The organism is Prauserella oleivorans, from assembly GCF_042685745.1.
Taxonomy (GTDB): Bacteria; Actinomycetota; Actinomycetes; order Mycobacteriales; family Pseudonocardiaceae; genus Prauserella_A; species Prauserella_A oleivorans.
The window spans coordinates 4,622,666-4,644,277 of sequence record NZ_JBHUNT010000001.1; the positions used below are offsets into that span (position 1 = coordinate 4,622,666).

Sequence of the window (21,612 nt, forward strand, 5' to 3'; positions counted from 1 at the left end):
ACTTCTGCCGGTGTGTCCCTCGTGGTGCGACGCCACGTCGACTACCTGCGTGTCTCCAGCAGTCTTTGCCGGCGCTGACCCCGCCGCGCCGCTCCCTTTCCCCGGTCGAGCGTGCGCCGATGTGCCGCGAACTGCTCCCACCACCGGCTCGGCCAGTGCGGTCCGGCACGACAGGCGCCGCTTCGCCGCGTCCACGCCCGAACACACCGCCCTGGAGGATCAGGACATGGCCCCGAACACCGGTCGACCCACCCGGCCCAAGCAGCGTCGTGGTGAGGGCCAGTGGGCCCTGGGCTACCGCGAGCCGTTGAACCCGAACGAACGTTCGAAGAAGGACGACCATCCGCTCAACGTGCGCTCGCGGATCGAGAACATCTACGCGGCGGGCGGGTTCGACTCGATCGACCCGGGTGACCTGCGCGGCCGGTTCCGCTGGTACGGGCTCTACACGCAGCGCAAGCCCGGCATCGACGGCGGCCGCACCGCCACGCTCGAGCCGGAGGAGCTCGACGACCGGTACTTCATGCTGCGCGTGCGGCTCGACGGCGGCGCCCTGACCACCGACCAGCTCACCCTGCTCGGCGAGATCTCGCAGACCTACGCCCGCGACACCGCCGACATCACCGACCGGCAGAACATCCAGTACCACTGGATCCAGGTCGAGGACATGCCCACGATCTGGGAGAGGCTCGAGAGCGCGGGCATGACCACCATGGAGGCGTGCGGCGACAGCCCCCGCGTCATCCTGGGCTCGCCGGTCGCGGGTATCTCCTCCGACGAGATCATCGACGGCACGCCCGCGATCGAGGAGATCAAGCGGCGCTACGTCGGCGACCCGCGGTTCGCCAACCTGCCGCGCAAGTTCAAAACGGCGATCTCCGGGCAGCAGGACGTCGCCCACGAGATCCACGACGTCGCGTTCGTCGGTGTCGAGCATCCCGAGCACGGCCCGGGCTTCGACGTGTGGGTCGGCGGCGGGCTGTCCACCAACCCGATGATCGCCCAGCGCCTCGGGGCGTGGGTCCCGCTGGACGAGGTGCCGGACGTCTGGGCCGGCATCATCAGCATCTTCCGCGACTACGGCTACCGCAGGCTGCGCTCGCGCGCGCGGATCAAGTTCCTCGTCAAGGACTGGGGCGCCGAGAAGTTCCGCGAGGTGCTCGAGACCGAGTACCTCAAGCGGCCGCTGATCGACGGACCCGCGCCCGCGGTGCCCGAGCGGCCGATCGACCACGTCGGCGTGCACCGGCAGAAGGACGGCCGCTACTACGTGGGTGGCGCTCCCGTCGCGGGGCGTGCGTCGGGTTCGATGCTGATCGCCGTGGCCAAGGCGGCCGAGCGGGCCGGCTCCGGCCGGGTCCGGCTGACCCCCCAGCAGAAGCTCGTCGTGCTCGACGTCCCGGAGAGCGAGGTCGAGTCCTTGCAGGCCGAGCTCACCGCTGCCGGCCTGGAGACCAGGCCCTCGCCGTGGCGGCGCCACGTCATGGCGTGCACCGGCATCGAGTTCTGCAAGCTGGCGATCGTCGAGACCAAGGCGCGGGCGGCTGCGCTGGTCGCCGACCTCGAGAGCAGGCTCGCCGAGGTCCAGGACGGACTGGACAACCCGGTCACCGTGCACCTCAACGGCTGCCCGAACTCCTGCGCCCGCATCCAGGTGGCCGACATCGGCCTCAAGGGCCAGATCGTCACCGACGCCGAGGGCAACCAGGTGGAGGGCTTCCAGGTGCACCTGGGCGGCGGCCTGGGGCTCGACGCCGGTTTCGGCCGCAAGCTGCGCGGCCACAAGGTCACCAGCGCCGAGCTGACCGACTACGTGGAGCGGGTCGTGCGGAACTACCTCGCCCAGCGCACGGAGGGTGAGAGGTTCGCCCAGTGGGTGGCACGCGCCGAGGAAGCCGATCTGCGGTGAGCGAACCCACGCCCTCGAGGGCGACACCGTTCCACTGTCCGTACTGTGGCGAGGAGGATCTCCGCCCGGAAGACAACGGCGCGTGGCTGTGTTCGTCCTGTCGACGGGTGTTCAAGGTGACCTTCATCGGGTTGCAGATTCCGGAGGTAAAGTCATGACCGCGGCGAGGACGACCGAAGACCTCAAGGCGCTGGCGGAACAGGCGTCCGAGCAGCTCGCCGACGCCACGGCCGAGCAGGCCCTGCGCTGGGCGGTCGACCAGTTCGGCGACGACCTCATCGTCGCGTCGAACATGCAGGACGCCGTGCTGATCGACCTGGCCACCAAGGTCAAGTCCGATGTGGATGTGCTGTTCCTCGAGACCGGCTACCACTTCGCCGAGACCCTCGGTACCCGCGACGCGGTGGCGACGGTGTATCCGGACATCCGGATCATCAACGCCTCCGCGGAGCAGACGGTGGCCGAGCAGGACGCCGAGTACGGCCCCAAGCTGCACGACCGGGACCCGAACCAGTGCTGCTTCCTGCGCAAGGTTGTCCCGCTGCGCAAGACGCTGGCCAATTACTCCTGCTGGGTGACCGGGGTACGCCGAGTGGATGCACCGACCAGGGCGAACACGCCGATCGTGACATGGGACGATCGGAACGGCCTGGTGAAGGTGAACCCGATCGCGGCCTGGACCGACGACGAGTTCAACGGCTACATCGACGAGCACGGGATCCTGCAGAACCCCCTGGTCGGCGAGGGCTACCTCTCGATCGGCTGCGCTCCGTGCACCGCGAAGGTCGCGCCGGGCGCCGACCCACGCAGTGGCCGCTGGGCCGGCAAGTCCAAGACCGAGTGCGGGCTGCACGCCTGAGGAAGGATGTCATGACCACACTTGAGGCCGCGACCGATGCGGCGCGCGACAATCTGAGCGCCCTGGAGTCGGAAGCGATCCACATCTTCCGCGAGGTCGCGGGGGAATTCGATCGTCCCGTGATCCTCTTCTCCGGCGGCAAGGACTCCACGCTGCTGCTGCACCTGGCCATCAAGGCCTTCTGGCCCGCACCCGTCCCGTTCCCGCTGCTCCACGTCGACACCGGCCACAACTTCGACGAGGTCATCGAATTCCGCGACCGGGTCGTCGAGAAGTACGGGCTGCGGCTGATCGTCGCGCATGTGCAGGACTGGATCGACGACGGACGCCTGCAGGAGCGCCCGGACGGCACGCGCAACCCGCTGCAGACCCAGCCGCTGCTGGACAGCATCACCGAACACAAGTTCGACGCCGTGTTCGGCGGCGGTCGCCGCGACGAGGAACGCGCTCGCGCCAAGGAGCGGATCTTCAGCCTGCGCAACGCCTTCGGCCAGTGGGAGCCACGCAGGCAGCGGCCGGAGCTGTGGAACCTGTACAACGGCAGGCACCGCCCCGGCGAGCACGTGCGCGTCTTCCCGCTGTCCAACTGGACCGAGGCGGACGTGTGGAACTACATCGCCCGCGAGAAGGTCGAGCTACCCTCGATCTACTACGCCCACAAGCGCAAGGTGTACCGCAGGGACGGCATGTGGCTCACCGAGGGGCCGTGGGGTGGTCCCCGCGAGGGTGAGGTCGTGCAGGAGCTGATGGTGCGCTACCGCACCGTCGGGGATGGCTCGTGCACCGGTGCGGTCGAGTCCACCGCCTCCACCGTGGAGGAGGTCATCGCCGAGGTGCAGGCCAGCCGGCTCACCGAGCGCGGCGCCACGAGGGCGGACGACCGGCTCTCCGAGGCCGCGATGGAGGACCGCAAGCGGGAGGGGTACTTCTGACCATGAGCTCTTTGCTGAGGCTGGCGACCGCCGGCAGCGTCGACGACGGCAAGTCGACGCTCGTCGGCCGGTTGCTCTACGACACCAAGTCGGTGCTGGCCGACCAACTCGACGCGGTGCAGCGCGCCAGTGTCGACCGTGGTCTGTCCACACCGGACCTCTCGCTGCTGGTGGACGGCCTGCGCTCCGAGCGGGAGCAGGGCATCACCATCGACGTGGCCTACCGCTACTTCGCCACGCCCAAGCGCAGCTTCGTGCTCGCCGACACGCCGGGTCACGTGCAGTACACCCGCAACACCGTCACCGGCGCGTCCACGGCGCAGCTCGCGGTGCTGCTGGTGGACGCGCGCAAGGGGGTCGTGGAGCAGACCAGGCGGCACGCCGCCGTCCTGGCGTTGCTGGGTGTGCCACGGCTGGTGCTGGCGGTGAACAAGGTCGACCTCATCAACTACGACGAGTCGGCCTTCACCGTGATCGCCAAGGAGTTCGCCGCCCACGCGTCCTCGCTCGGCTACGCCGAGGGCTCGGTGCTGGCCATCCCGGTGTCCGCGCTGCTCGGCGACAACGTCGCGACCCGGTCGGAGAACACGCCGTGGTACACGGGGCCGACGCTGCTCGAGCACCTCGAGAACGTGCCGGTGGCGCCGGACCCGCACCAGGCCGCGTTCCGGTTCCCGGTGCAGTACGTGATTCGTCCCCGCACCCCGGAGTACCCGGACTACCGCGGCTACGCGGGCCAGATCGCGGCGGGCACCGTGCGCCCGGGCGACGAGGTCGTCGTGCTCCCACAGGGACTGCGGTCGACGGTGGAGCGCATCGACACCGCGGACGGGCCGCTCGAGGAGGCGGGCCCGGGCAAGTCGGTGACCGTGCTGCTCGCCGACGATCTGGACATCTCGCGTGGTGACCTCATCGCCGCGGCAGCCGACACGCCGCGCGTGACCGACGAGTTCACCGCGGCGCTGTGCTGGCTGTCGAGCAAGTCGCTGCAGCCCGGTGCGCGGGTGCTCGTCAAGCACGGCACCCGCACCGTGCAGGCGATCGTGGAGGAGCTCAACGCCCGCTTCGACGAGCAGACGCTGTCCATTGTGGACGCTCCGGCATCGTTGGAGCTCAACGAGATCGGCAACGTGAGCCTGCGCCTGTCCGAGGCGATCCCGGTGGACGACTACACCGACAGCCCGCGCACCGGCGCGTTCATCGTGGTCGACCCCAAGGACGGCGACACGCTCGCCGCCGGACTGGTCGGCGAGCGCTTCCGGGCGCTGAAGAGCGCCGCCGAGCCGGAGGCGGAGTGACGTCGATCCCCCTCGTGATCGTCGCGCACGGTAGCCGGGACCCTCGGTCCGCGGCTACCGTGCGGGCGCTCACCGACGTCACGCGGGCCGCAGCGCCCGGTGTCGACGTCCGGGCGGCGTTTTTGGATCTCTCCGAACCGTCCGTCGCCGAGGTGCTGACCGGCCTGCACGCCGAGGGACATCGCGAGGTCGTCGCCGTGCCCCTGCTTCTCGGCCGCGCCTACCACGCCCGGGTGGACCTTCCCGCCCTCGTCGACGAGGTCACCAGCCGTCTGCCGCGGCTCTCGGTGACCATTGCCGACGTCCTGGGCGCCGACCCACTGCTGGAAGCCGTCGCCCTCGACCGGCTGGCCGCGACCGGCGCCGACACCGCCGACCCGGCGCTCGGGGTGGTGCTGGGTGCCGTCGGCTCGTCCCACGCCACGGCCAACGCCGTCGTGGCACGCCTGGCCCGGGACTGGGAGAACCGCCACGGCTGCCTCGTGGTGCCGGCCTTCGCCAGCGCGGCCAGGCCCGATGTCCCGGCTGCCGTGGCCAAGCTACGCGCTCGCGGGGCCCGCCGGTTCGCCGTCGCGTCGTGGTTCCTCGCGCCGGGCCTGCTCCCCGACCGCATCCAGGACCTGATCACCACCGCGGCTCCCGGCTCCCCCGTCGCGGGCCCGCTCGGCGCCGAACCGAGGGTCGCCGAGGTGGTGCTCGCCCGCTACACCAGCGCGCTCGCCGCCTCCGCCCGCACCGCCTGACATCACCCCGTGCCACCCGCCCGGTGTGCCAAGGTGTCCTCATGTCTGACGAACTGGTGCACTACGAGCTCGCCGACGGGGTCGCGACCATCACCCTCGACTCACCGCACAACCGCAACGCCCTGTCGGCGCAGTTGCGGACGGAACTCCTCGGCGCGCTCGGCCGAGCCGCCGACGACCCGGACGCCCGGGTCGTCGTGCTCACGCACACCGGTCCGGTCTTCTGCGCGGGCATGGATCTCAAGGAAGCCAGGGGCGCGAGCTCCGGCGACCAGGGCGTCAACGACGTGCCCGCCATCCTGCAGCGCATCTGGACCAGCCCGAAGCCCGTGGTCGCCCGGCTCGCCGGACCCGCCCGGGCGGGCGGTGTCGGGCTGGTCGCGGCCGCGGACATCGCCGTGGCGGCCGACACCGCGACGTTCGCGTTCACCGAGGTGCGCATCGGCGTGATCCCGGCGGTCATCTCGGTGACCGTGCTGCCCCGGCTGCACCCCCGCGCCGCCCACGAACTGTTCCTCACCGGCGACGTGTTCGACGCCGAGCGCGCGGCGGCCATCGGGCTCCTCAACGCCGCAGTGCCCGCCGAGCAGCTCGACGCGACCGTGCGCCGTTATGTCGACTCGCTCGTCCTCGGCGCGCCCACGGCGCTCGCGGCGACCAAGGACCTGCTGCAGGGCGAGCGCGGCCGCACCATGGCCGACGACCTCGCGGACCTGCAGGAGACCTCCGCACGGTTCTTCGCCAGCGAGGAGGGCCAGGAGGGCATCAGGGCCTTCGCGGAGAAGCGCAAGCCGAACTGGGTGCCGTGACGCAGGCGGTGTCCCGTGCCCAACCCGGGCGCGGGACACCGGCCCGCTGCCGCCGCCCGAACGGCTGATCCCGGACGCACCCCGTCGCCTCGGTTCGGCTCTCCCGCCGCTGCCTAGGATGACTCGCACGGAACCCGCATCCGGCGGGTGACCGGATCGCCGAGCCGAGGAGTGCAACGTCGTGCCACGTATCGCGACCGCCGAGCGGGTCGACCGGCCCGCGCTGCTGGAGTTTCTGCGCCCACGTCACCGGGGCGTGCTGGTCACCACCCGCGCCGACGGCCGCCCGCAGCTGTCGCCGGTCACCTGTGGGGTTGACTCCTCGGGCCGCATCGTGGTGTCGACCTACCCCAGCCGGGCCAAAACCCGGAACGCCCGGCGCAACCCGCGGGTGTCAATGTGCGTGCTCTCCGACGACTGGAACGACGCCTGGGTTCAGGTCGACGGCCACGCGGAAGTCCTCGACATGCCGGAGGCCCTGGACGGGCTGGTGGAGTACTTTCGCTGCATCTCCGGCGAACACCCCGACTGGGCCGAGTACCGCGAGGCGATGGCCAAGCAGAACAAATCGCTCATCAGGGTGACGATCGAGGACTGGGGGCCCATAGCAACGGGCGGCTTTCCACCGGAGCTCGCGCAGGACTCCTGACCGCGCCGGAGGCCGCCGCGTCGCGGCGCCTGCTGCCGGCCGGCGGCCGCCGGCATCGCCTCGTGCGCGCCGGGCGCTCAGGAGTCGGCGAGCAGGACCGTGAGCCGGCGACTGTCGGCACGGTCCCCGCCGGGCGCGAGCGCGCGCTGCGCGTCGGAGAGCACGCTGTGCACGGCGAGATACGAACGGGGGTCGGCCTGCTTGAGGACGTCGGAGCCGATCCAGATCAGCACGTGCTCGCCCACGGGCAGCCACGACAGGTCGGTCAGGCAGTCGTAGAGCGCGTCGAGGTTGCGCCCGAAGTAGGCGGGAAACCGCAGCAGCTCGGCGATCGCGTCGAGGGTCGCCGTCTTGTCGGTGAGCGCAGTGCCGTCGAGCACGTACGTGAACGCGCCGCGGGCCCTGGCCTTCGCGGCGATCTCCTTCGCGTCCGGTTTCTGGGCCACAGTCATCGCCGAGTGTCCACAACAACGAACGACTGGTAGTGGTCGCCGGTGTAGTACAGCTCGTCCTCCGATCCGGTGACGAGCCTGCGCGTGCCCCGATCGGGGCTGCCCGGTGTTTCGACCGTGTACTCCCGGTAGTAACCGGCTGGCTTCGCGGGCAACAACCTCTCCCTATTGCCGAATATCGTGCCGTCCTGGTCCGGATACGGGAACGGCCCGCCCTCCTCGATCAGTCTCCACGTCCGCTCCACTTCCGGGGGCAACGTGGACAGGGCCGCGACGGGCAGACCCGAATCCGCGCCCGGCAGGCTACCTGTGCCGCCGACCGGGCCGTCAACCGCCGTGACCTCCCTGACCAGCCACCCACCGAGCGCCAGCACGATGAGCCCGATCAGCGCCACACTGATGCGCCTGCGGGACAACCGCGGCCTCCCTACGACACCCGGTCCGGCCGCCGGGTTCCGCGGCGAAACCGGCCCGCGCGGTCGGCGACGAGGTCCACGGCGCGGTGGATGAGCCAGCCGAGCGCGGCACACAGGGGTACCAGTACAGCCATGACGAGCACGAACTGCACGGGGAACCACTGCTGAGCGAGCCACAGCTCGAAGCTGTCCCACCAGCGGGCCACTCCGTCGAACACAACGACGAGCGTACGCCAGGTAGGTTGACGCCATGTTCGCCGTCTATGCCAAAGAAGCCAATCCCGACGACCCGCTGGCCTCGCTCGTCGTGGGCGAGCGACCGGACCCCGAGCTCCCCGACGGCTGGGTGAAGGTCAACGTCCGGGCAGCCAGCCTGAACATGCACGACATCTGGACGCTGCGCGGTGTGGGCATCAAGCAGGAGCAGTTCCCGATGATCCTCGGCTGCGACGGCGCCGGGGTGCTCGACGACGGCACCGAGGTGGTCATCCACTCGGTCGTCAACGACGAGTCGTGGCGCGGGGACGACACGCTCGACCCGAAGCGCACACTGCTCACCGAGAAGTTCCAGGGCACGTTCGCCGACTCCGTGGTGGTGCCGGCCCGCAACGTCCTGCCCAAGCCCGCCGGGCTCACCTTCGCCGAGGCGGCGACCATGGGCACCGCCTGGCTGACCGCCTATCGGATGCTGTTCGTCAAGTCCGGTCTGCGCCCCGGCCAGACGTTCCTGGTGCAGGGCTCTTCGGGTGGCGTCGCCACGGCGCTCATCCAGCTCGGCCGGGCGGCCGGGTTCCGCGTGTGGGCCACGGGCCGCACCGAGGCCAAGCGCGCCCTGGCCGAGCGCCTCGGCGCGCACCAGACGTTCGAGTCCGGGGCGCGCCTGCCGGAACGGGTCGACGCGGTGTTCGAGACGGTCGGCAAGGCGACGTGGTCGCACTCGATGAAGTCGCTCAAGCCGGGCGGCATCATCGTGGTGTCGGGGTCCACCAGCGGCCCGGACGCCTCCGCCGAGCTGCAGCGCCTGTTCTTCCTGCAGCTGCGCGTCGTGGGCTCGACCATGGGCACCCGGGACGAGCTGGCGAACCTGCTCTCCTACACCGACATCGCGGGCATCCGCCCGCAGATCGGCGCCGAGCTGCCCTTCGAGGACGCGCGGAAGGGCTTCGAGGACATGCTGACCGGCGAGACAGCCGGAAAGATCGTCTTCACTCGCTGACCGATTCAGATGCGTTGACCTGCGCACATGACGTGTTGACATGGTGCCGATACGCGTTCGTGCCGTTCGCGACAGGTATGGAATCGCCCATATGTGGCTAACCTGGGTCCATGATCGCAACGCGGCGGCAGGCATCGAGCCCGGCTGACGAGCGTGCGCCCGGCCCGGATGTCGAGATCCGGGCCGGGTACCGCCGGTTCGCCGGTTACTCGACGCGAGTGCTCGAGGTCGGCCCCCGCCCGGTCGAGCGTCCCGCGGGCAGGCGGCACCGCAAGCGCAACGCGGCACTGCCCCCCGAGCCGCGGCTCGTCCTGCTGCACGGCTACTGCGACAGCGCCGACACCTGGCGTCCGGCGCTCGCCGAGCTGGCCCGGGCGGGCGTCTCCGCGATCGCGCTGGACCTGCCCGGATTCGGTGACGCCTCGGCGTTGCGCTCCGGGGCCATGCTGCCGCAGCTGGACGCCTTCACCGCCGCGGTCGTCAAGGAACAGGCGGCGCTGGGCGACGTCGTGCTGGTCGGCAACTCGCTCGGAGGCACGATGAGTCTCCGTGCGGCCCAGAACCCTGATCTGCCCGTCGCGGGTGTGGTGTCGATCGCGGCACCGGGGTTCGTCGACACGTGGCTGATCCGCAGCGTCGCGAGATACCCGCTGCCACTGCGGCTCGCCGCCTCACTGCCCCTGCCGGTGCCCGGATTCGTGGTGCGCGCAGTGGCGCAGCACGTGGTACCCCGCCTGCTGTACGCCGACGCGACGAAGGCCGAGGCCGAGCACGTCCAGCGTTTTCTCGACCTGTTCCCCGACTACCGCTCCACCACCACACGGTTCGAGCAGGCACGACAGCTGGTCGGCGAGCTCGCCACCGCCTACGAGCTCGACCGGATCAGCACCCCGCTGCTGATCATCGCGTGCGGCCGCGACCGGCTCGTCAGCGCGGCCTCGGGCAAACAGCTGCACGCGCTCGTCCCGCACAGCAGGCTGCTGGTGCGGGAGGACTGGGGCCACTGCCCGCAGCTCGACGATCCGGAGACGCTCGCCTCGGTCCTGTCGTACTTCACCACGAGTGCGGCCCGGCGGCGGGACGGCTCGGCGTCCGCGGCGCCCTCGCCGACAGCGGTCGGCGCCGCGGGCTGACGCTCAGGCGAACCGGCGGGCGCCGGCCTCGACGGCCTCCCGTGCCTGCTGCCGCAGCGTGGCCATGATCTCGGCGGCCGGGGCACTGCGCGCAAGCGCATAGGTCTGGCCCGCCCACAGCGACATCGATTCGGGATCGCCCGCGGCGGTCGCGGCGGCCCGGATCGGCTTGCTGATGTTGTTGAGCTGAGGGTACGCAGCCGGGGCGCGGCTGGAGTGTTCCCGCAGGAACCGGTTGACCAGTCCCCGGGCGGGGCGGCCGCTGAAGGCACGCGTGATCGCCGTCCGCCTGCCGCCCGCGTCGAGCGCGGCGCGCTGGGTGGCGTTCGTGCCCGCCTCGTCGGCGCGCAGGAACGCCGTGCCCAGCTGAGCGGCGACCGCACCGGCCGTGATCACCGCCGCGACGTCCGCGCCGTGGACGAGACCACCCGCTGCCACGAGCGGAAGGTCGGTCACCGCACGGACCAGCCGCAGCGCCGCCAGCACACCGAGGAGCTCGCCGCCGGCCTCCTGGGTCGGGTCGTCCAAGAAGACGGCGCGGTGGCCGCCCGCCTCGAACCCTTGCACGCACAACGCGTCGGCACCCGCCGCGGCCGCCTCACGCGCCTCGTCGGCGGTCGTGACGGAGACCAGGACCGCGCTGCCCACCTCGTGCAGCCGTTCGATGTCGGCGGCCAGCGGCGTGCCGAACGTGAAGGACACCACGCGCACCCGCTCCTCCACGAGCAAGTCCAGCTTGGCGGAGTACCCGTCGTCATCCCAGCGGCCGGCGCCGGGCTCGACCCCGTACCGCTGGGCCTCCTCGCGGAGCCGCTCGGCGTAGGGGCTCACGTCGACCGTCGAGCGCACACCCGGGACGAAAAGGTTCACACCGAAGTCGTCACCGGCGAGCTCTCTGGTCTTGCGGATCTGGTCGGCGAGGGTCGCCGCGTTGAGGTAGCCCCCGGCCAGGAAGCCGAACCCACCGGCGTGTGCCGCCGCGGCCACCAGCTCGGGGGTCGAGGGGCCACCCGCCATCGGCGCCACGATCACCGGGACGCGCAAGCACTCGAACATGGTCCACAGCCTACGAAGCCGCCCCCGGGGCCGCCGACGCGGCCACCGTCGGAGCGCCGTGCCGGGCCGCGGCCGAGTGGGAAACCAACGGATTCGTATGTCGATCAGGTAAACCGGTGTCACTCGCCCGAGCGAGGCCGCGTTTCATGATCGCTAAGTGCCGGTAAAGCACCTTGTTAGGCCGTTCGGGCTAATGCAGGCTGCCTCATACGCGAGCGACGTTCGCGTACACCAACCGAGAGGAAGAGGACAGCAATGACCGAACACCAGGAGACCACCCCGAGCACCGCGAAGCGCTGGACTCTGCGCGGCCTCGCTGTGAGCGCCTTGGTCGTGCCGCTGCTCGCCGGCCTCGGTGGTCAGGCCTCCGCGGCCGAGCTGACGCCGATCGCCGAGTACCTCGACGAGACGATCGCGTCCACGTCGGCCTCGCTCGTCCAGGCGCTGGCGATCCTGCTCGGCGTGTCGTAAGTCCCCCCCCACGCGAGAGGGCCGCGCGATCCACATGCGATCGCGCGGCCCTCTCGCTGTGTGCGACGGCTACTTCTTGCCCTTGCCCTTGTCGCTTCCCGTGTCCTGAGTGGACAGTGCCGCGACGAAGGCCTCCTGCGGAACCTCGACGCGACCGACCGTCTTCATCCGCTTCTTGCCTTCCTTCTGCTTCTCCAGCAGCTTCCGCTTCCGCGAGATGTCGCCGCCGTAGCACTTGGCGAGCACGTCCTTGCGGATGGCGCGGATCGTCTCGCGGGCGATGATGCGGGAGCCGATGGCGGCCTGGATGGGCACCTCGAACTGCTGACGCGGAATGAGCTCGCGCAGCCGCGTCGCCATCTTGTTGCCGTAGGCGTAGGCCGCGTCCTTGTGGACGATGGCGGAAAACGCGTCCACCGGCTCACCCTGCAACAGAATGTCCACTTTGACCAGATCAGCGGCCTGCTCGCCCGCCTCCTCGTAGTCCAGCGAGGCGTAGCCACGGGTGCGGGACTTCAGCGAGTCGAAGAAGTCGAAGATGATCTCGGCCAGCGGCAACTGGTAGCGCAGCTCGACGCGGTCCTCCGACAGGTAGTCCATGCCCAGCAGCTGCCCGCGCTTGCTCTGGCAGAGCTCCATGATCGCGCCGATGAACTCCGACGGCGCGATGATGGTGACCTTGCTGACCGGTTCGTGCACCTCGGCGATCTTGCCGCCGGTCGGCCAGTCCGAGGGGTTGGTGACGACGTGCTCGGTGCCGTCCTCCATGTAGACGTCGTAGACGACGTTCGGCGCCGTCGAGATCAGATCGAGGCCGAACTCGCGCTCCAGGCGGTCGCGGGTGATCTCCAGGTGCAGCAGGCCGAGGAAGCCGCAGCGGAAGCCGAAGCCCAGGGCCACCGACGTCTCCGGCTCGTAGGACAGCGCCGCGTCGTTGAGCCGCAGCTTGTCGAGGGCGTCGCGCAGGACCGGGTAGTCGGACCCGTCCACCGGGTACAGGCCGGAGAACACCATCGGCTGCGGTTCGCGGTAGCCGGCCAGCGGCTGGGTCGCGCCGTTGCGCTCCGCGGTCACCGTGTCACCGACCTTGGACTGCCGCACGTCCTTCACGCCCGTGATGAGGTAGCCGACCTCACCGACGCCCAGTCCTTTCGCCGGCTTCGGTTCCGGCGAGATGATGCCGACCTCGAGCAGCTCGTGCGTGGCGTTGGTCGACATCATGCGGATCTTCTCGCGCGGGGTGATCTTCCCGTCCACGACCCGGATGTAGGTCACGACGCCGCGGTAGGTGTCGTACACCGAGTCGAAGATGAGCGCCCGCGCCGGAGCGTCCGCATCCCCCTCCGGCGGCGGCACCTGCCGCACCACCTCGTCGAGCAGTTCCCGCACGCCCTGACCGGTCTTGGCGGACACGCGCAGCACGTCCGACGGCTCGCAGCCGATGATGTTCGCCAGCTCGGCCGCGTACTTGTCGGGCTCGGCGGCGGGCAGGTCGATCTTGTTGAGGACCGGGATGATGTGCAGGTCCTTGTCCAGCGCCAGGTACAGGTTGGCCAGGGTCTGCGCCTCGATCCCCTGCGCCGCGTCCACCAGCAGGATCGCGCCCTCACACGCCTCGAGCGCACGCGAGACCTCGTAGGTGAAGTCGACGTGGCCGGGCGTGTCGATGAGGTGGAGGACGTAGTCGGTGCCCTCGTCGCCGTCGGTGAGCCGCCACGGCAGGCGCACGTTCTGCGCCTTGATGGTGATGCCGCGCTCCCGCTCGATGTCCATCCGGTCCAGGTACTGGGCACGCATGGCCCGCTCCTCGACCACGCCCGTGAGCTGCAGCATCCGGTCGGCCAGGGTCGACTTGCCGTGGTCGATGTGCGCGATGATGCAGAAGTTCCGGATGAACTCCGGCGGCGTGAACGTCGTATCGGCGGACGGGCGTGTCTGTGTCACTCGTTACCTCAGGTCACTCGTGGACGGCAATGTCCATGTTCCCATGCCGCCGCGGGGACATTTCCGGGTCATCCCCGATGCGACTCCGGCCGAGTCCGTGCTGACCTCGAGGGATGAGGCCAGCCACGTCACCCGGCAACCACCCGCCCGCACCGTCGCTGGTCGGCGACGTGATCGACAGAACGTTCGGCCATCCGCGCGGCCTGCTCGGCCGCCTCGGAGGCACGGTGATGGCGCACGCCCACGCCGCGATCGAGCGGCACGTCGTCGACGTCGCCAAACTCGCGCGGGAGGAGTCCGTGCTGGTCGTCGGTCCGGGGCCGGGCGTCGGTCTCGCCGAGGCGGCCGCCCGAGCGCGGCGCGTGGTCGGCGTCGATCCGTCGGCCGACATGCTCGACGTGTGCCGGCACCGCTGCGCCGACGCCGTGGCGGCGGGCGCCGTCGTCCTGCGGCAGGCCACGGCGGAGGCGACGGGCGAGCCCGACGCGGCGGCCGACGTGGTGCTCTCCGTCAACAACGTGCACCTCTGGGACGACCGGCACGCCGCGTTCGCGGAGCTGTACCGGGTACTGTGCCCCGGCGGACGGCTGGTGCTCTCCGCGCACGAGCGGTGGCTGCCCGTGAGCAGACATGCGCTCGCGGCGCAACTCGAGCGAGCCGGGTTCACCGACCTGCAGACGTGGGCGTGGGACCCGCCCGGCCCGCTCGCCGGCCGCGCGGCCCAGCTGCGGGCGTGGCGACCGCGGTGAGCTACTGCTCGTTCTGCTTCTTCACCGCGTCGTCGTAGTTCTCGTCCGCGTTGGCGTGTTCCTTGGCGCCCTCGTAGAGACCGACGCGCGCGAGGTTCTCGGGACTCATCGTGTCCGCGAAGCCGTCCCGCAACCGCTTGGCCATCGCGTCGTCGACGTTGTCCGCCAGACCCCGCAGGCCCGAGGGCAGGGACCCGGTGATGGCCTCGTTCCAGCCACCTACCGTGCCGTCGACCTGCCGCAGGGCACTACCGTGACGACCGGCGAGCTGACCCATGCTCCTCGCGGTGTCGCCGAACTTGCGGGCGAGCTTGCCGAGCGCCTGGACGGCCCCACGCAGTTTGCTGAACTTGTTCAGGATCGTGGCGAGCTTCATGAGCAGCTTCGAGATCTTGCCGGCGATCTTGCCCGCCGTGGCCGCACCTCGCGCGACCGCCCACCCGGTGAACGCCGCGAGCGACCCACCGAGCGTGAACCAGCTGCTCGCCACCGCGGCGGCCGCGGCCACCAGGATCTCGCCGACCACATCCGCGATCAGGTCGCGGATGATGCCTCGCACGGTCGCCACCGCCTGGCCCGAGCCCTGCACCGCCTGCGACACGCCGACCGCGGCCGCCTCCAGGGACCGGATCTGCTCCACGATCTGGCCCGACTTGCCGCGATACGCCTCGGCGGCGTCACCGTTCCAGCTGCCGATCTCCGACTCGATCGCCCGCTGGTAGTCGTCGGCGATCTGCACGCATTCCTTGCTCACCTGCTCGCCCCACACCGCGGCGACCGCGAAGATCGCGTCCGGGTCACCGGCCAGGTCGTCGAGCGGCTCCTTGAGGAACTCCAGGTGCTCGATGAGGAAGCCGACCACCGAGCCGGCCAGGGCACCGAGCGGGTTCGCGATGAACCCGAGCGCGTCGAGGCCGAGGGCGAGGCCGTCGACGGCCCAGTCCTCGGGGTTGTTGATGTCCTTGGCCGCCTGGTAGACGGTGTCGATCGGGCCGGTGCCCGCGGTGAGCTTGTCCGGCTCCATGTTGGTGAAGACCATTACTTCCCCCCGAACTTGCCGAGGAGTTCCTTGATCTCGTCCTCGACCTTCTGGTAATTCCGGCCGGCCGCGGCGACTCCCTCGCCGAAATCGGTCAGGCCCGCGGCCATCTCGGAGATCGCCTCCGCGGTCTGGGCGATCTGTTCCTTCGCATCGCCCGCGAACGCCTGGCCGATGATCCCGTAGGTCTCGCCTCCCAGCTCGACGCCGCGGCCGGTGTCGGCCGCCTTCGCCAGGCGGTCGCCGAGTGCTTTCACCGTGGCCGAGTGTGTGGCCAGATCCTCCGGTGTCGAAGTGAATCCGTCACCCATCAGGACCTCCTCATGATGGATCCGCCGAACTGGTCGTCATCGTCGTCATCGTCGTCAGGCCGGCGGCGGCCGCGGCCGTCCGTTGCCTCGTCCTGTGCCGGCCGGCCCGCCGGATCGTCCTCGAGCGCGGACCCGATCTGGTCCTGCAGAAACTCCATGGCGCGGGTCCCGCCGACCAGTGGCTGCAAGGCTTCCTGGGTCTGTGCGGCCGCGTCGGCGTGGGCCGCCTGAATGGTCTGCATGATGGTCGCGGCGAGCCGTTCGTGCCCCAGCGACAGCGATCTCGGGCTCAACGTGAGTCTCTCGAGCCTCCCGCCTGGGGCCAGTACCACCTCGACGGTGCCGTCCTGGCTGACCGATCTCGCGCGCAGGTTCTTGATCTGCTCCTGCGTCTGTTCCGCTCGCCGCTGGATCTCCTCCACCCGGCGCGTGTAGTCGGCGAGCCGCTGCTCGGCGTCCGCCATGCCTCCGGTCGTCATCCGCTGGACCTCCTCGATCGCCGGTTAGGACGTGCCGTATCCCGTCGTGGTTCCGCCCGTCTTGCGGGGCCGTTCGTAATGCCGCTCCAGCAGGCGAGCGAGCCGGCGCACCCTGGTGTCGACCGTCAGCAGCAGGATCGCGGCGAGCACGGCGAGCAGAACGGCGTCGCGCGCTCCCGCCAGTGACACCACAAGAGGCGCGCCGTCCGGCGGCTGGTTCCACCACCGGATGGCCGCCCAGATCGCCAAGGCCAGCACGCCGGCACCAACGCCGTAGGACACGACGACGCGAACGCGTTCGCCCGAGCGCATCGACCGCAGGCGGTCAGCCACACGCTTCTCGGGCGAGCCCTTGCCGGGCAGGTTGCGGCCGAGGTACTCCGGTCCGTATCTCAGAACCCGCGCGGCATCGGTCCGGACCGCCCGTGCCATCCCGAAGAGCAGCAGCCCCAGGACGGCACCGAGGATCACGACGGCGATCGCGGGGACGTCCACCAGCCACGCCCGTTCGAGCTGCGGCCAGGGCGAGGCGAAGGTCAACGCCCGCGGCGCGTCGAAGCGAGGGATCGTCGCGAACAGCCAATACCCCACGGCCAGGCCACACCAACCCGCCAACCCGTACAGCCGCAGCGCGATCGGCAACAGACCCACGGCCGCGCGATCACGCCGGTCCAGCGGCCACTGGGCCTCCATTCGCCGCGCGGCCTTGCGTTGCTCGGCCGCGCGCGTGCGCACCTGGGGCGGCGGCGGTTCGGCCGCCGTGCGGGATCGGGGCCGCAGCAGCCGGTAGGTCGACACGAGCGCGCCGATGCCCGCGGCCACGACGGCCACACCACCCAGGATGAGTACCGGCACCCGCACCTGCGACCAGGCGGCGCTGTCGTTGCGGCCGAGGTAGGCCTGCCCACGGCCGTCCGGGCTGTCCAGATACACGGGCACGGAACGCCCCGTGTCCGCCGGCGACAACTGACCGGCGGGAAACTCGCGCACCTCGACGCCGCCATCGTCCCAGCGCACCTGCGCCGTGCACCGGTACGTGGTGCCGAGCCCGTCGAGACCGATCGGGCCCTGCTCCGCACAGTGCTGCACGCTCGCCGTGCCGACGCGGTCCACCTCGGGCCCACCGCCGTACAGCACGCGACTCAGTGTCGCCACGAGCAGCAGCCCGAGCACCAGCACCAACCACCAGACCGCGGCGCGGACCAGGCGCCCCCGAGCCTCAGTCGCCGCGGACATCGACGCGCAACGGGTGGTCGGCGGGAATCTCCACGAGCACGATGCGGGTGCCGTCCGGATCGCGGATCCAGGCCTCGTCCAGACCCCACGGCTCGCGCTGTGGCCCGCGCTCGGGCTCGACGCCCTTCTCGCGCAGCTCGGCGAGCGTCGCGGGCAGGTCCCGGACCTGCAACCACAGCGCCATGTCCGGGGTGGCGCCGGCCTTGCCGGTGCCCACCACCTCGAGGAACCCGCCGCCGAGGAAGAACACCGTGCCACCGGGGAACTGGCGGTAGACGGCGAGCCCGAGCGTGTCCCGGTAGAACGCCGTCGTCAGCTCGGGGTCGCGGGGATGCAGCAGCACGCGGCTACTCAGCACGTCCATGGCCCATACCGTCTCATGTGAACGCGATCATCCGCTGCCCCGGCACGGCCACCCGGGCCATGGCATGTTGACCGGTCCATTCCGTGCTGGTCGTCCGGCGCCAGACCGTCGTCGCCCTGCCCACCAGCACCCGCCCGGCTGCCCGTTCCCGCGGCCGCACCACGCCGGCACCGACGGAACGCACACCGGAACCCGGCGGTGCTCCCCACCATTCGAACCCCGTTCCACCCAGTCCGTCGCGGCGGGTCAGCCGACGCGGACGGTGTCCGTTCCGCGACCACCATTGCCGCCAGGCCCCGCTCCGGCACCGCACCCGGTCACCTGGGCTTTCCCCGTCGGACCTGCCGACCTGGGCCCGGTGACCGATTGTTATGCTTTCCAGCTGTTGCCGTATGGCATTCCGCCAGGGAGGAAGACCGGCCGAGCCGGTGCCATGACGAATGCGGCAGCGAGGATCCCGCCGAACAGATGAAGGAGCGCCCGCGTGGCCAACATCAAGTCCCAGATGAAGCGCATCAAGACCAACGAGAAGCGCCGGCAGCGCAACCAGGCCGTCAAGTCGGCGGTGAAGACCTCGATCCGCAAGTTCCGCGAGGCGGCGGAGGCCGGCGACAAGGAAAAGGCTATCGAGCTGCAGCGTGAGGCCGCCCGCAAGCTCGACAAGGCCGCGAGCAAGGGCGTGATCCACAAGAACCAGGCCGCGAACAAGAAGTCGGCCATGGCCCAGCGCCTGAACAAGCTCTGATCGTCGAATCGTTCACGAAGCCCCGGTGACCACGGTCTCCGGGGCTTCGTCGTACCAGACCCGGGCCATCGCCCTGGACGTCCATCCGGCGCTGGTGCGTCCGCGTGACCTGCCCCGGTCGCGTCTGACCAGCGTGCCAGGGTCACACAGGGTGAGCGGGACGCAGCGGCAGTCGCGTCGTTCGACCGGGTCGGAACCTGGACCGAGACCCGGATTCGCCCGTCCGGATCGCGTCCCGGGCGCGACGGCTACGGCGGGCCGACGGGCCCCGGTCACGACGGCCCCGGCAGCGCTAGCGCCGTTGCCTGGCGGCCGCGATCTCGAGCACGGCACGTTCGAGTGCGTAGTCGGGGTCGGCTGCCGCGCCCTTCACCTCGGCGTTGACGCGGGCGACGATGCGCATGGCGTCGGCGAGCGGGCCCGCGCTCCAGCCGCGTGCCTGCCCTTGCGCCTTGCGGATCTTCCACGGCGGCATCCCGAGTTCGCCCGCCAGCTGGTTCGGGTTGCCACGGCCGGCAGCCGACACCCGCGCGGTGGTGCGCACGGCATCGGCCAGCGCGTCGGCGATCAACACGTGCGGCACGCCGATCTGCTGTGCCCACCGCAGCGACTCCAGCGCGGCCGCCCGGTCTCCGGCGACCGCCTTCTCCGCGACGAGGAAGCCGGTGACATCGGCCTTGCCTCGGTGGTAGCGCCGGACGGCATCCTCGTCGACCTTGCCCCCGGAGTCCGCGACGAGCTGAGCAGCCGCGGACGCGAGTTCCCGCAGATCGGAGCCCACGGCGTCGACGAGGGCGGCCACGCCCGCGGCGTCGATCCGGCCACCTGCGCGGCGCACCTCGTTGCGGACGAAAGCCTCCCGCTCGGCGGGCTTGGTGATCTTCTCGCACTCGGTCACCACTGCCCCTGCCTTGCGCAAGGCACTCGGCAGCGACTTCGCGGCCTTGCTCCGCCCACCACCGGAGTGGACGACGACGAGCACGACGCCGTCCGCGGGGTCCTTCACGTACGACAGGACGGCGTCCGCGAGCTCCTGCGAGATGTCCTGCGCGTGCTCGAGCACGATCACCCGCCCCTCGCTGAACAGCGACGGGCTGACCAACTCGGCGAGCTCCGGCGGCGTGATGTCGGACACGCGCATCCGCGTCAGTTCGGCGGTGTCGTCGGCCAGCCGCGACGAGTCCAGCGCCGCGCGGACAGCGCGCTCGACGAGCAGTTCCTCGTCTCCGAGCACGAGCTGCAGTGGCGCGGGGGTGGTGGCTGGCGCGGTCACGTCTCGATCCTGCCACGGTGATGTGGAGCGCATGGCCATGGCACTCCGTGATCGCCATGCCGTAATGTGGGGCCCGACGCCGCGCAGGACGCGGCGGACAACCGAATACCGCTCATCCAGAGGGGCAGAGGGAACGGCCCGATGAAGCCCCGGCAACCGGCGTCAGCCTGTCATCTCGATTCCGCGAGGTAGCTGACGACCACGGTGCCAATTCCGACCCGTGCCAGCGGGGCAGATGAGGAAAGGAACCTCGCGATGACTGCAGCCCTTGAAACCTCCACCAAGCGCACCGTGGACCTCGGTCCCGCCGTCGAGCTGGTGTCGAAGGAAGAGGGGCACCGACAGCCTCTGGCTCCCGAGTTCGTGTCCGCCGAGGACTTCTCGCCGCTCGAGGTCGCCTACGACTTCGGCCGGGTCCGCCGGGAGGACATCGAGTCGGGTCCGCGCAACATCTGGCGCTACAAGAAGCTGCTGCCCGTTCCCTCCAATGTCGAGGAGATCCCGAACACCGAGCCTGGCTGTACCCGGCTGATCCGTGCCGACCGGCTCGCGAAGGCTCTCGGTGTCAAGCGCGTCTGGGTCAAGGACGACACCGGCAACCCGACGCACTCGTTCAAGGACCGCGTGGTCGCCGTCGCGCTGGCCGCGGCGCGCGAGTTCGGTTTCGACACCCTGGCCTGTCCGTCGACGGGCAACCTCGCTAACGCCGTCGCCGCCGCGGCCGCCCGCGCCGGCTGGCAGTCGGTGGTGCTCATCCCGTCCTCGCTGGAACGCGCGAAGATCCTCACCACGGCCGTATACGACGGCGCCCTCATCGCCGTCGACGGTAACTACGACGACGTCAACCGGCTGGCCACGCAGCTCGCCGCCGAGCACGAGACGTGGGCGTTCGTCAACGTCAACGTTCGCCCGTACTACTCGGAGGGCTCCAAGACCCTGGGCTTCGAGGTCGCCGAGCAGCTCGGCTGGCGGCTGCCGGAGCAGATCGTGGTGCCGATCGCGTCCGGTTCGCAGCTGACCAAGGTCGACAAGGGCTTCCGTGAGCTCGGCCAGCTGGGCCTGGTGGAGGAGACCCCGTACAAGGTGTTCGGCGCACAGGCCACCGGGTGCTCCCCCGTGTCCTCGGCCTTCCGCGCGGGCCACGACGTGGTGCAGCCGGTCAAACCGGACACCATCGCCCGTTCCCTCGCCATCGGCAACCCCGCCGACGGTCCGTACGTGCTGGACACGGTGAACCGGACGGGCGGCGCGATCGAGGACGTCACCGACGAGGAGGTCGTCGAAGGCATCCGGCTGCTGGCCCGGACCGAGGGCATCTTCACCGAGACCGCGGGCGGTGTCACCGTCGCGACGACGAAGAAGCTCATCGAAACCGGCAAGCTCGACCCGGACGCCGAGACGGTGCTGCTCATCACCGGTGACGGCCTGAAGACACTCGACGCCGTCGAGGGTCGGATCGGTCCGAAGGCGACGGTGCCGCCGTCCGCCGATGCCGTACGGCAGGTGCTCGGCTCCTGAGCTCCTCCGGT

26 protein-coding genes and 1 riboswitch are annotated in these 21,612 nt (G+C 70.5%); of the genes, 14 read left to right on the plus strand and 12 right to left on the minus strand.

Annotation, left to right across the window (positions count from 1 at the left end):
- Positions 1–226 precede the first annotated feature (226 nt).
- The 8 genes from ACFSZT_RS22705 to ACFSZT_RS22740 all read left to right on the plus strand — a co-directional run bounded on the left by ACFSZT_RS22705 (position 227) and on the right by ACFSZT_RS22740 (position 7,199).
- Positions 227–1,909: a nitrite/sulfite reductase gene (locus tag ACFSZT_RS22705; protein ID WP_377386676.1), complete on the plus strand. Its 1,683-nt coding sequence runs from the start codon at positions 227–229 to the stop codon at positions 1,907–1,909.
- A complete protein-coding gene (locus tag ACFSZT_RS22710) occupies positions 1,906–2,067 on the plus strand; it encodes an Insertion element protein (RefSeq protein ID WP_377386679.1) in 162 nt (53 codons plus the stop codon). The genes ACFSZT_RS22705 and ACFSZT_RS22710 overlap by 4 nt, the downstream gene beginning before the upstream one ends.
- Positions 2,064–2,768 (plus strand): phosphoadenylyl-sulfate reductase, encoded by a 705-nt coding sequence (locus ACFSZT_RS22715; protein WP_377386682.1) that lies wholly within the window; start codon positions 2,064–2,066, stop codon positions 2,766–2,768. The genes ACFSZT_RS22710 and ACFSZT_RS22715 overlap by 4 nt, the downstream gene beginning before the upstream one ends.
- Positions 2,769–2,779: 11 nt before the next feature.
- Positions 2,780–3,700, plus strand: a complete 921-nt coding sequence (cysD, locus tag ACFSZT_RS22720) for a sulfate adenylyltransferase subunit CysD (protein WP_377386684.1) — start codon at positions 2,780–2,782, stop codon at positions 3,698–3,700.
- 2 nt (positions 3,701–3,702) lie between these two features.
- Positions 3,703–4,998: a sulfate adenylyltransferase subunit 1 gene (locus ACFSZT_RS22725; protein WP_377386687.1), complete on the plus strand. Its 1,296-nt coding sequence runs from the start codon at positions 3,703–3,705 to the stop codon at positions 4,996–4,998.
- A complete protein-coding gene (locus ACFSZT_RS22730; RefSeq protein WP_377386690.1) occupies positions 4,995–5,741 on the plus strand; it encodes a sirohydrochlorin chelatase in 747 nt (248 codons plus the stop codon). Before ACFSZT_RS22725 ends, ACFSZT_RS22730 begins: the two co-directional genes overlap by 4 nt.
- A 41-nt stretch (positions 5,742–5,782) precedes the next feature.
- Positions 5,783–6,550 (plus strand): enoyl-CoA hydratase family protein, encoded by a 768-nt coding sequence (locus ACFSZT_RS22735; protein ID WP_377386693.1) that lies wholly within the window; start codon positions 5,783–5,785, stop codon positions 6,548–6,550.
- A gap of 181 nt (positions 6,551–6,731) precedes the next feature.
- Positions 6,732–7,199 carry a PPOX class F420-dependent oxidoreductase gene (locus ACFSZT_RS22740; protein WP_377386696.1) on the plus strand — a complete coding sequence of 156 codons (468 nt, stop codon included), beginning with the start codon at positions 6,732–6,734 and terminating at the stop codon, positions 7,197–7,199.
- Between the two features lie 77 nt (positions 7,200–7,276).
- Here the strand turns inward: ACFSZT_RS22740 and ACFSZT_RS22745 are convergent, their stop codons facing one another.
- The 3 genes from ACFSZT_RS22745 to ACFSZT_RS22755 are packed head-to-tail and all read right to left on the minus strand — an operon-like array spanning position 7,277 to position 8,285.
- On the minus strand, positions 7,277–7,651 hold the full coding sequence (locus tag ACFSZT_RS22745) for a barstar family protein (protein WP_377386699.1): 375 nt from the start codon (positions 7,649–7,651) through the stop codon (positions 7,277–7,279).
- Positions 7,648–8,067 (minus strand): ribonuclease domain-containing protein, encoded by a 420-nt coding sequence (locus ACFSZT_RS22750; protein WP_377386701.1) that lies wholly within the window; start codon positions 8,065–8,067, stop codon positions 7,648–7,650. The genes ACFSZT_RS22745 and ACFSZT_RS22750 overlap by 4 nt, the downstream gene beginning before the upstream one ends.
- Before the next feature lie 11 nt (positions 8,068–8,078).
- Positions 8,079–8,285, minus strand: a complete 207-nt coding sequence (locus ACFSZT_RS22755; RefSeq protein ID WP_377386703.1) for a hypothetical protein — start codon at positions 8,283–8,285, stop codon at positions 8,079–8,081.
- A gap of 32 nt (positions 8,286–8,317) precedes the next feature.
- On the opposite strand from ACFSZT_RS22755, the gene ACFSZT_RS22760 reads away from it, so the two are divergent.
- Positions 8,318–9,283 carry a zinc-binding dehydrogenase gene (locus ACFSZT_RS22760; RefSeq protein ID WP_377386705.1) on the plus strand — a complete coding sequence of 322 codons (966 nt, stop codon included), beginning with the start codon at positions 8,318–8,320 and terminating at the stop codon, positions 9,281–9,283.
- A 110-nt stretch (positions 9,284–9,393) separates the two neighbouring features.
- Positions 9,394–10,416, plus strand: a complete 1,023-nt coding sequence (locus tag ACFSZT_RS22765; protein ID WP_377386707.1) for an alpha/beta hydrolase — start codon at positions 9,394–9,396, stop codon at positions 10,414–10,416.
- A gap of 3 nt (positions 10,417–10,419) precedes the next feature.
- Here ACFSZT_RS22765 and ACFSZT_RS22770 read toward each other — a convergent pair whose 3' ends face one another.
- Positions 10,420–11,472 carry a nitronate monooxygenase gene (locus tag ACFSZT_RS22770; RefSeq protein ID WP_377386709.1) on the minus strand — a complete coding sequence of 351 codons (1,053 nt, stop codon included), beginning with the start codon at positions 11,470–11,472 and terminating at the stop codon, positions 10,420–10,422.
- 255 nt (positions 11,473–11,727) lie between these two features.
- Here ACFSZT_RS22770 and ACFSZT_RS22775 point away from each other — a divergent pair, with 255 nt between their 5' ends.
- Positions 11,728–11,943 (plus strand): hypothetical protein, encoded by a 216-nt coding sequence (locus ACFSZT_RS22775; RefSeq protein WP_377386712.1) that lies wholly within the window; start codon positions 11,728–11,730, stop codon positions 11,941–11,943.
- Positions 11,944–12,012: 69 nt separating this feature from the next.
- On the opposite strand, the gene lepA is transcribed toward ACFSZT_RS22775, so the two are convergent.
- Positions 12,013–13,887, minus strand: coding sequence for a translation elongation factor 4 (gene lepA / locus ACFSZT_RS22780; RefSeq protein ID WP_377386714.1), 1,875 nt, complete (start codon positions 13,885–13,887; stop codon positions 12,013–12,015).
- 113 nt (positions 13,888–14,000) lie between these two features.
- Between lepA and ACFSZT_RS22785 the strand changes: the two genes are divergently transcribed.
- On the plus strand, positions 14,001–14,636 hold the full coding sequence (locus ACFSZT_RS22785; protein ID WP_377386716.1) for a class I SAM-dependent methyltransferase: 636 nt from the start codon (positions 14,001–14,003) through the stop codon (positions 14,634–14,636).
- Between the two features lies 1 nt (position 14,637).
- Here ACFSZT_RS22785 and ACFSZT_RS22790 read toward each other — a convergent pair whose 3' ends face one another.
- Genes ACFSZT_RS22790 through ACFSZT_RS22815 form a run of 6 tightly spaced genes read right to left on the minus strand, consistent with a single transcriptional unit; the run spans position 14,638 to position 18,249 of the window.
- On the minus strand, positions 14,638–15,675 hold the full coding sequence (locus ACFSZT_RS22790; protein WP_377386718.1) for a WXG100 family type VII secretion target: 1,038 nt from the start codon (positions 15,673–15,675) through the stop codon (positions 14,638–14,640).
- Complete coding sequence (locus ACFSZT_RS22795) at positions 15,675–15,986, minus strand: type VII secretion target (RefSeq protein WP_377386721.1); 312 nt, start codon at positions 15,984–15,986, stop codon at positions 15,675–15,677. The genes ACFSZT_RS22790 and ACFSZT_RS22795 overlap by 1 nt, the downstream gene beginning before the upstream one ends.
- The gene (locus ACFSZT_RS22800; RefSeq protein WP_377386724.1) at positions 15,986–16,450 is read right to left on the minus strand and encodes a YbaB/EbfC family nucleoid-associated protein; all 465 of its coding nucleotides are present in this window, start codon (positions 16,448–16,450) and stop codon (positions 15,986–15,988) included. The genes ACFSZT_RS22795 and ACFSZT_RS22800 overlap by 1 nt, the downstream gene beginning before the upstream one ends.
- A 39-nt stretch (positions 16,451–16,489) precedes the next feature.
- The gene (locus ACFSZT_RS22805) at positions 16,490–17,701 is read right to left on the minus strand and encodes a DUF6346 domain-containing protein (protein ID WP_377386727.1); all 1,212 of its coding nucleotides are present in this window, start codon (positions 17,699–17,701) and stop codon (positions 16,490–16,492) included.
- A complete protein-coding gene (locus tag ACFSZT_RS22810) occupies positions 17,685–18,065 on the minus strand; it encodes a VOC family protein (protein ID WP_377386730.1) in 381 nt (126 codons plus the stop codon). Before ACFSZT_RS22810 ends, ACFSZT_RS22805 begins: the two co-directional genes overlap by 17 nt.
- Before the next feature lie 13 nt (positions 18,066–18,078).
- The gene (locus ACFSZT_RS22815) at positions 18,079–18,249 is read right to left on the minus strand and encodes a hypothetical protein (RefSeq protein ID WP_377386734.1); all 171 of its coding nucleotides are present in this window, start codon (positions 18,247–18,249) and stop codon (positions 18,079–18,081) included.
- A 300-nt stretch (positions 18,250–18,549) separates the two neighbouring features.
- Between ACFSZT_RS22815 and rpsT the strand changes: the two genes are divergently transcribed.
- Positions 18,550–18,810 carry a 30S ribosomal protein S20 gene (gene rpsT / locus ACFSZT_RS22820; protein WP_377386736.1) on the plus strand — a complete coding sequence of 87 codons (261 nt, stop codon included), beginning with the start codon at positions 18,550–18,552 and terminating at the stop codon, positions 18,808–18,810.
- Between the two features lie 292 nt (positions 18,811–19,102).
- Here the strand turns inward: rpsT and holA are convergent, their stop codons facing one another.
- A complete protein-coding gene (holA, locus tag ACFSZT_RS22825) occupies positions 19,103–20,083 on the minus strand; it encodes a DNA polymerase III subunit delta (protein WP_377386738.1) in 981 nt (326 codons plus the stop codon).
- Positions 20,084–20,192: 109 nt separating this feature from the next.
- A riboswitch (SAM riboswitch) is annotated at positions 20,193–20,325 on the plus strand.
- 13 nt (positions 20,326–20,338) lie between these two features.
- Between holA and thrC the strand changes: the two genes are divergently transcribed.
- Positions 20,339–21,601, plus strand: coding sequence for a threonine synthase (gene thrC / locus ACFSZT_RS22830; protein WP_377386741.1), 1,263 nt, complete (start codon positions 20,339–20,341; stop codon positions 21,599–21,601).
- Positions 21,602–21,612 lie beyond the last annotated feature (11 nt).

What these genes read in the sequence shown, in the direction of transcription:
- ACFSZT_RS22800 (WP_377386724.1), bottom strand. Translation starts at nt 16,450, where the DNA reads ATGGCGGACGCCGAGCAGCGGCTCGCCGACTACACGCGCCGGGTGGAG.
- ACFSZT_RS22805 (WP_377386727.1), bottom strand. Translation starts at nt 17,701, where the DNA reads ATGTCCGCGGCGACTGAGGCTCGGGGGCGCCTGGTCCGCGCCGCGGTC.
- ACFSZT_RS22785 (WP_377386716.1), top strand. Translation starts at nt 14,001, where the DNA reads ATGAGGCCAGCCACGTCACCCGGCAACCACCCGCCCGCACCGTCGCTG.
- ACFSZT_RS22775 (WP_377386712.1), top strand. Translation starts at nt 11,728, where the DNA reads ATGACCGAACACCAGGAGACCACCCCGAGCACCGCGAAGCGCTGGACT.
- ACFSZT_RS22705 (WP_377386676.1), top strand. Translation starts at nt 227, where the DNA reads ATGGCCCCGAACACCGGTCGACCCACCCGGCCCAAGCAGCGTCGTGGT.
- ACFSZT_RS22745 (WP_377386699.1), bottom strand. Translation starts at nt 7,651, where the DNA reads ATGACTGTGGCCCAGAAACCGGACGCGAAGGAGATCGCCGCGAAGGCC.
- ACFSZT_RS22810 (WP_377386730.1), bottom strand. Translation starts at nt 18,065, where the DNA reads ATGGACGTGCTGAGTAGCCGCGTGCTGCTGCATCCCCGCGACCCCGAG.
- ACFSZT_RS22735 (WP_377386693.1), top strand. Translation starts at nt 5,783, where the DNA reads ATGTCTGACGAACTGGTGCACTACGAGCTCGCCGACGGGGTCGCGACC.
- ACFSZT_RS22765 (WP_377386707.1), top strand. Translation starts at nt 9,394, where the DNA reads ATGATCGCAACGCGGCGGCAGGCATCGAGCCCGGCTGACGAGCGTGCG.
- ACFSZT_RS22770 (WP_377386709.1), bottom strand. Translation starts at nt 11,472, where the DNA reads ATGTTCGAGTGCTTGCGCGTCCCGGTGATCGTGGCGCCGATGGCGGGT.
- ACFSZT_RS22790 (WP_377386718.1), bottom strand. Translation starts at nt 15,675, where the DNA reads ATGGTCTTCACCAACATGGAGCCGGACAAGCTCACCGCGGGCACCGGC.
- ACFSZT_RS22760 (WP_377386705.1), top strand. Translation starts at nt 8,318, where the DNA reads ATGTTCGCCGTCTATGCCAAAGAAGCCAATCCCGACGACCCGCTGGCC.
- cysD (WP_377386684.1), top strand. Translation starts at nt 2,780, where the DNA reads ATGACCACACTTGAGGCCGCGACCGATGCGGCGCGCGACAATCTGAGC.
- ACFSZT_RS22795 (WP_377386721.1), bottom strand. Translation starts at nt 15,986, where the DNA reads ATGGGTGACGGATTCACTTCGACACCGGAGGATCTGGCCACACACTCG.
- ACFSZT_RS22715 (WP_377386682.1), top strand. Translation starts at nt 2,064, where the DNA reads ATGACCGCGGCGAGGACGACCGAAGACCTCAAGGCGCTGGCGGAACAG.
- ACFSZT_RS22725 (WP_377386687.1), top strand. Translation starts at nt 3,703, where the DNA reads ATGAGCTCTTTGCTGAGGCTGGCGACCGCCGGCAGCGTCGACGACGGC.
- thrC (WP_377386741.1), top strand. Translation starts at nt 20,339, where the DNA reads ATGACTGCAGCCCTTGAAACCTCCACCAAGCGCACCGTGGACCTCGGT.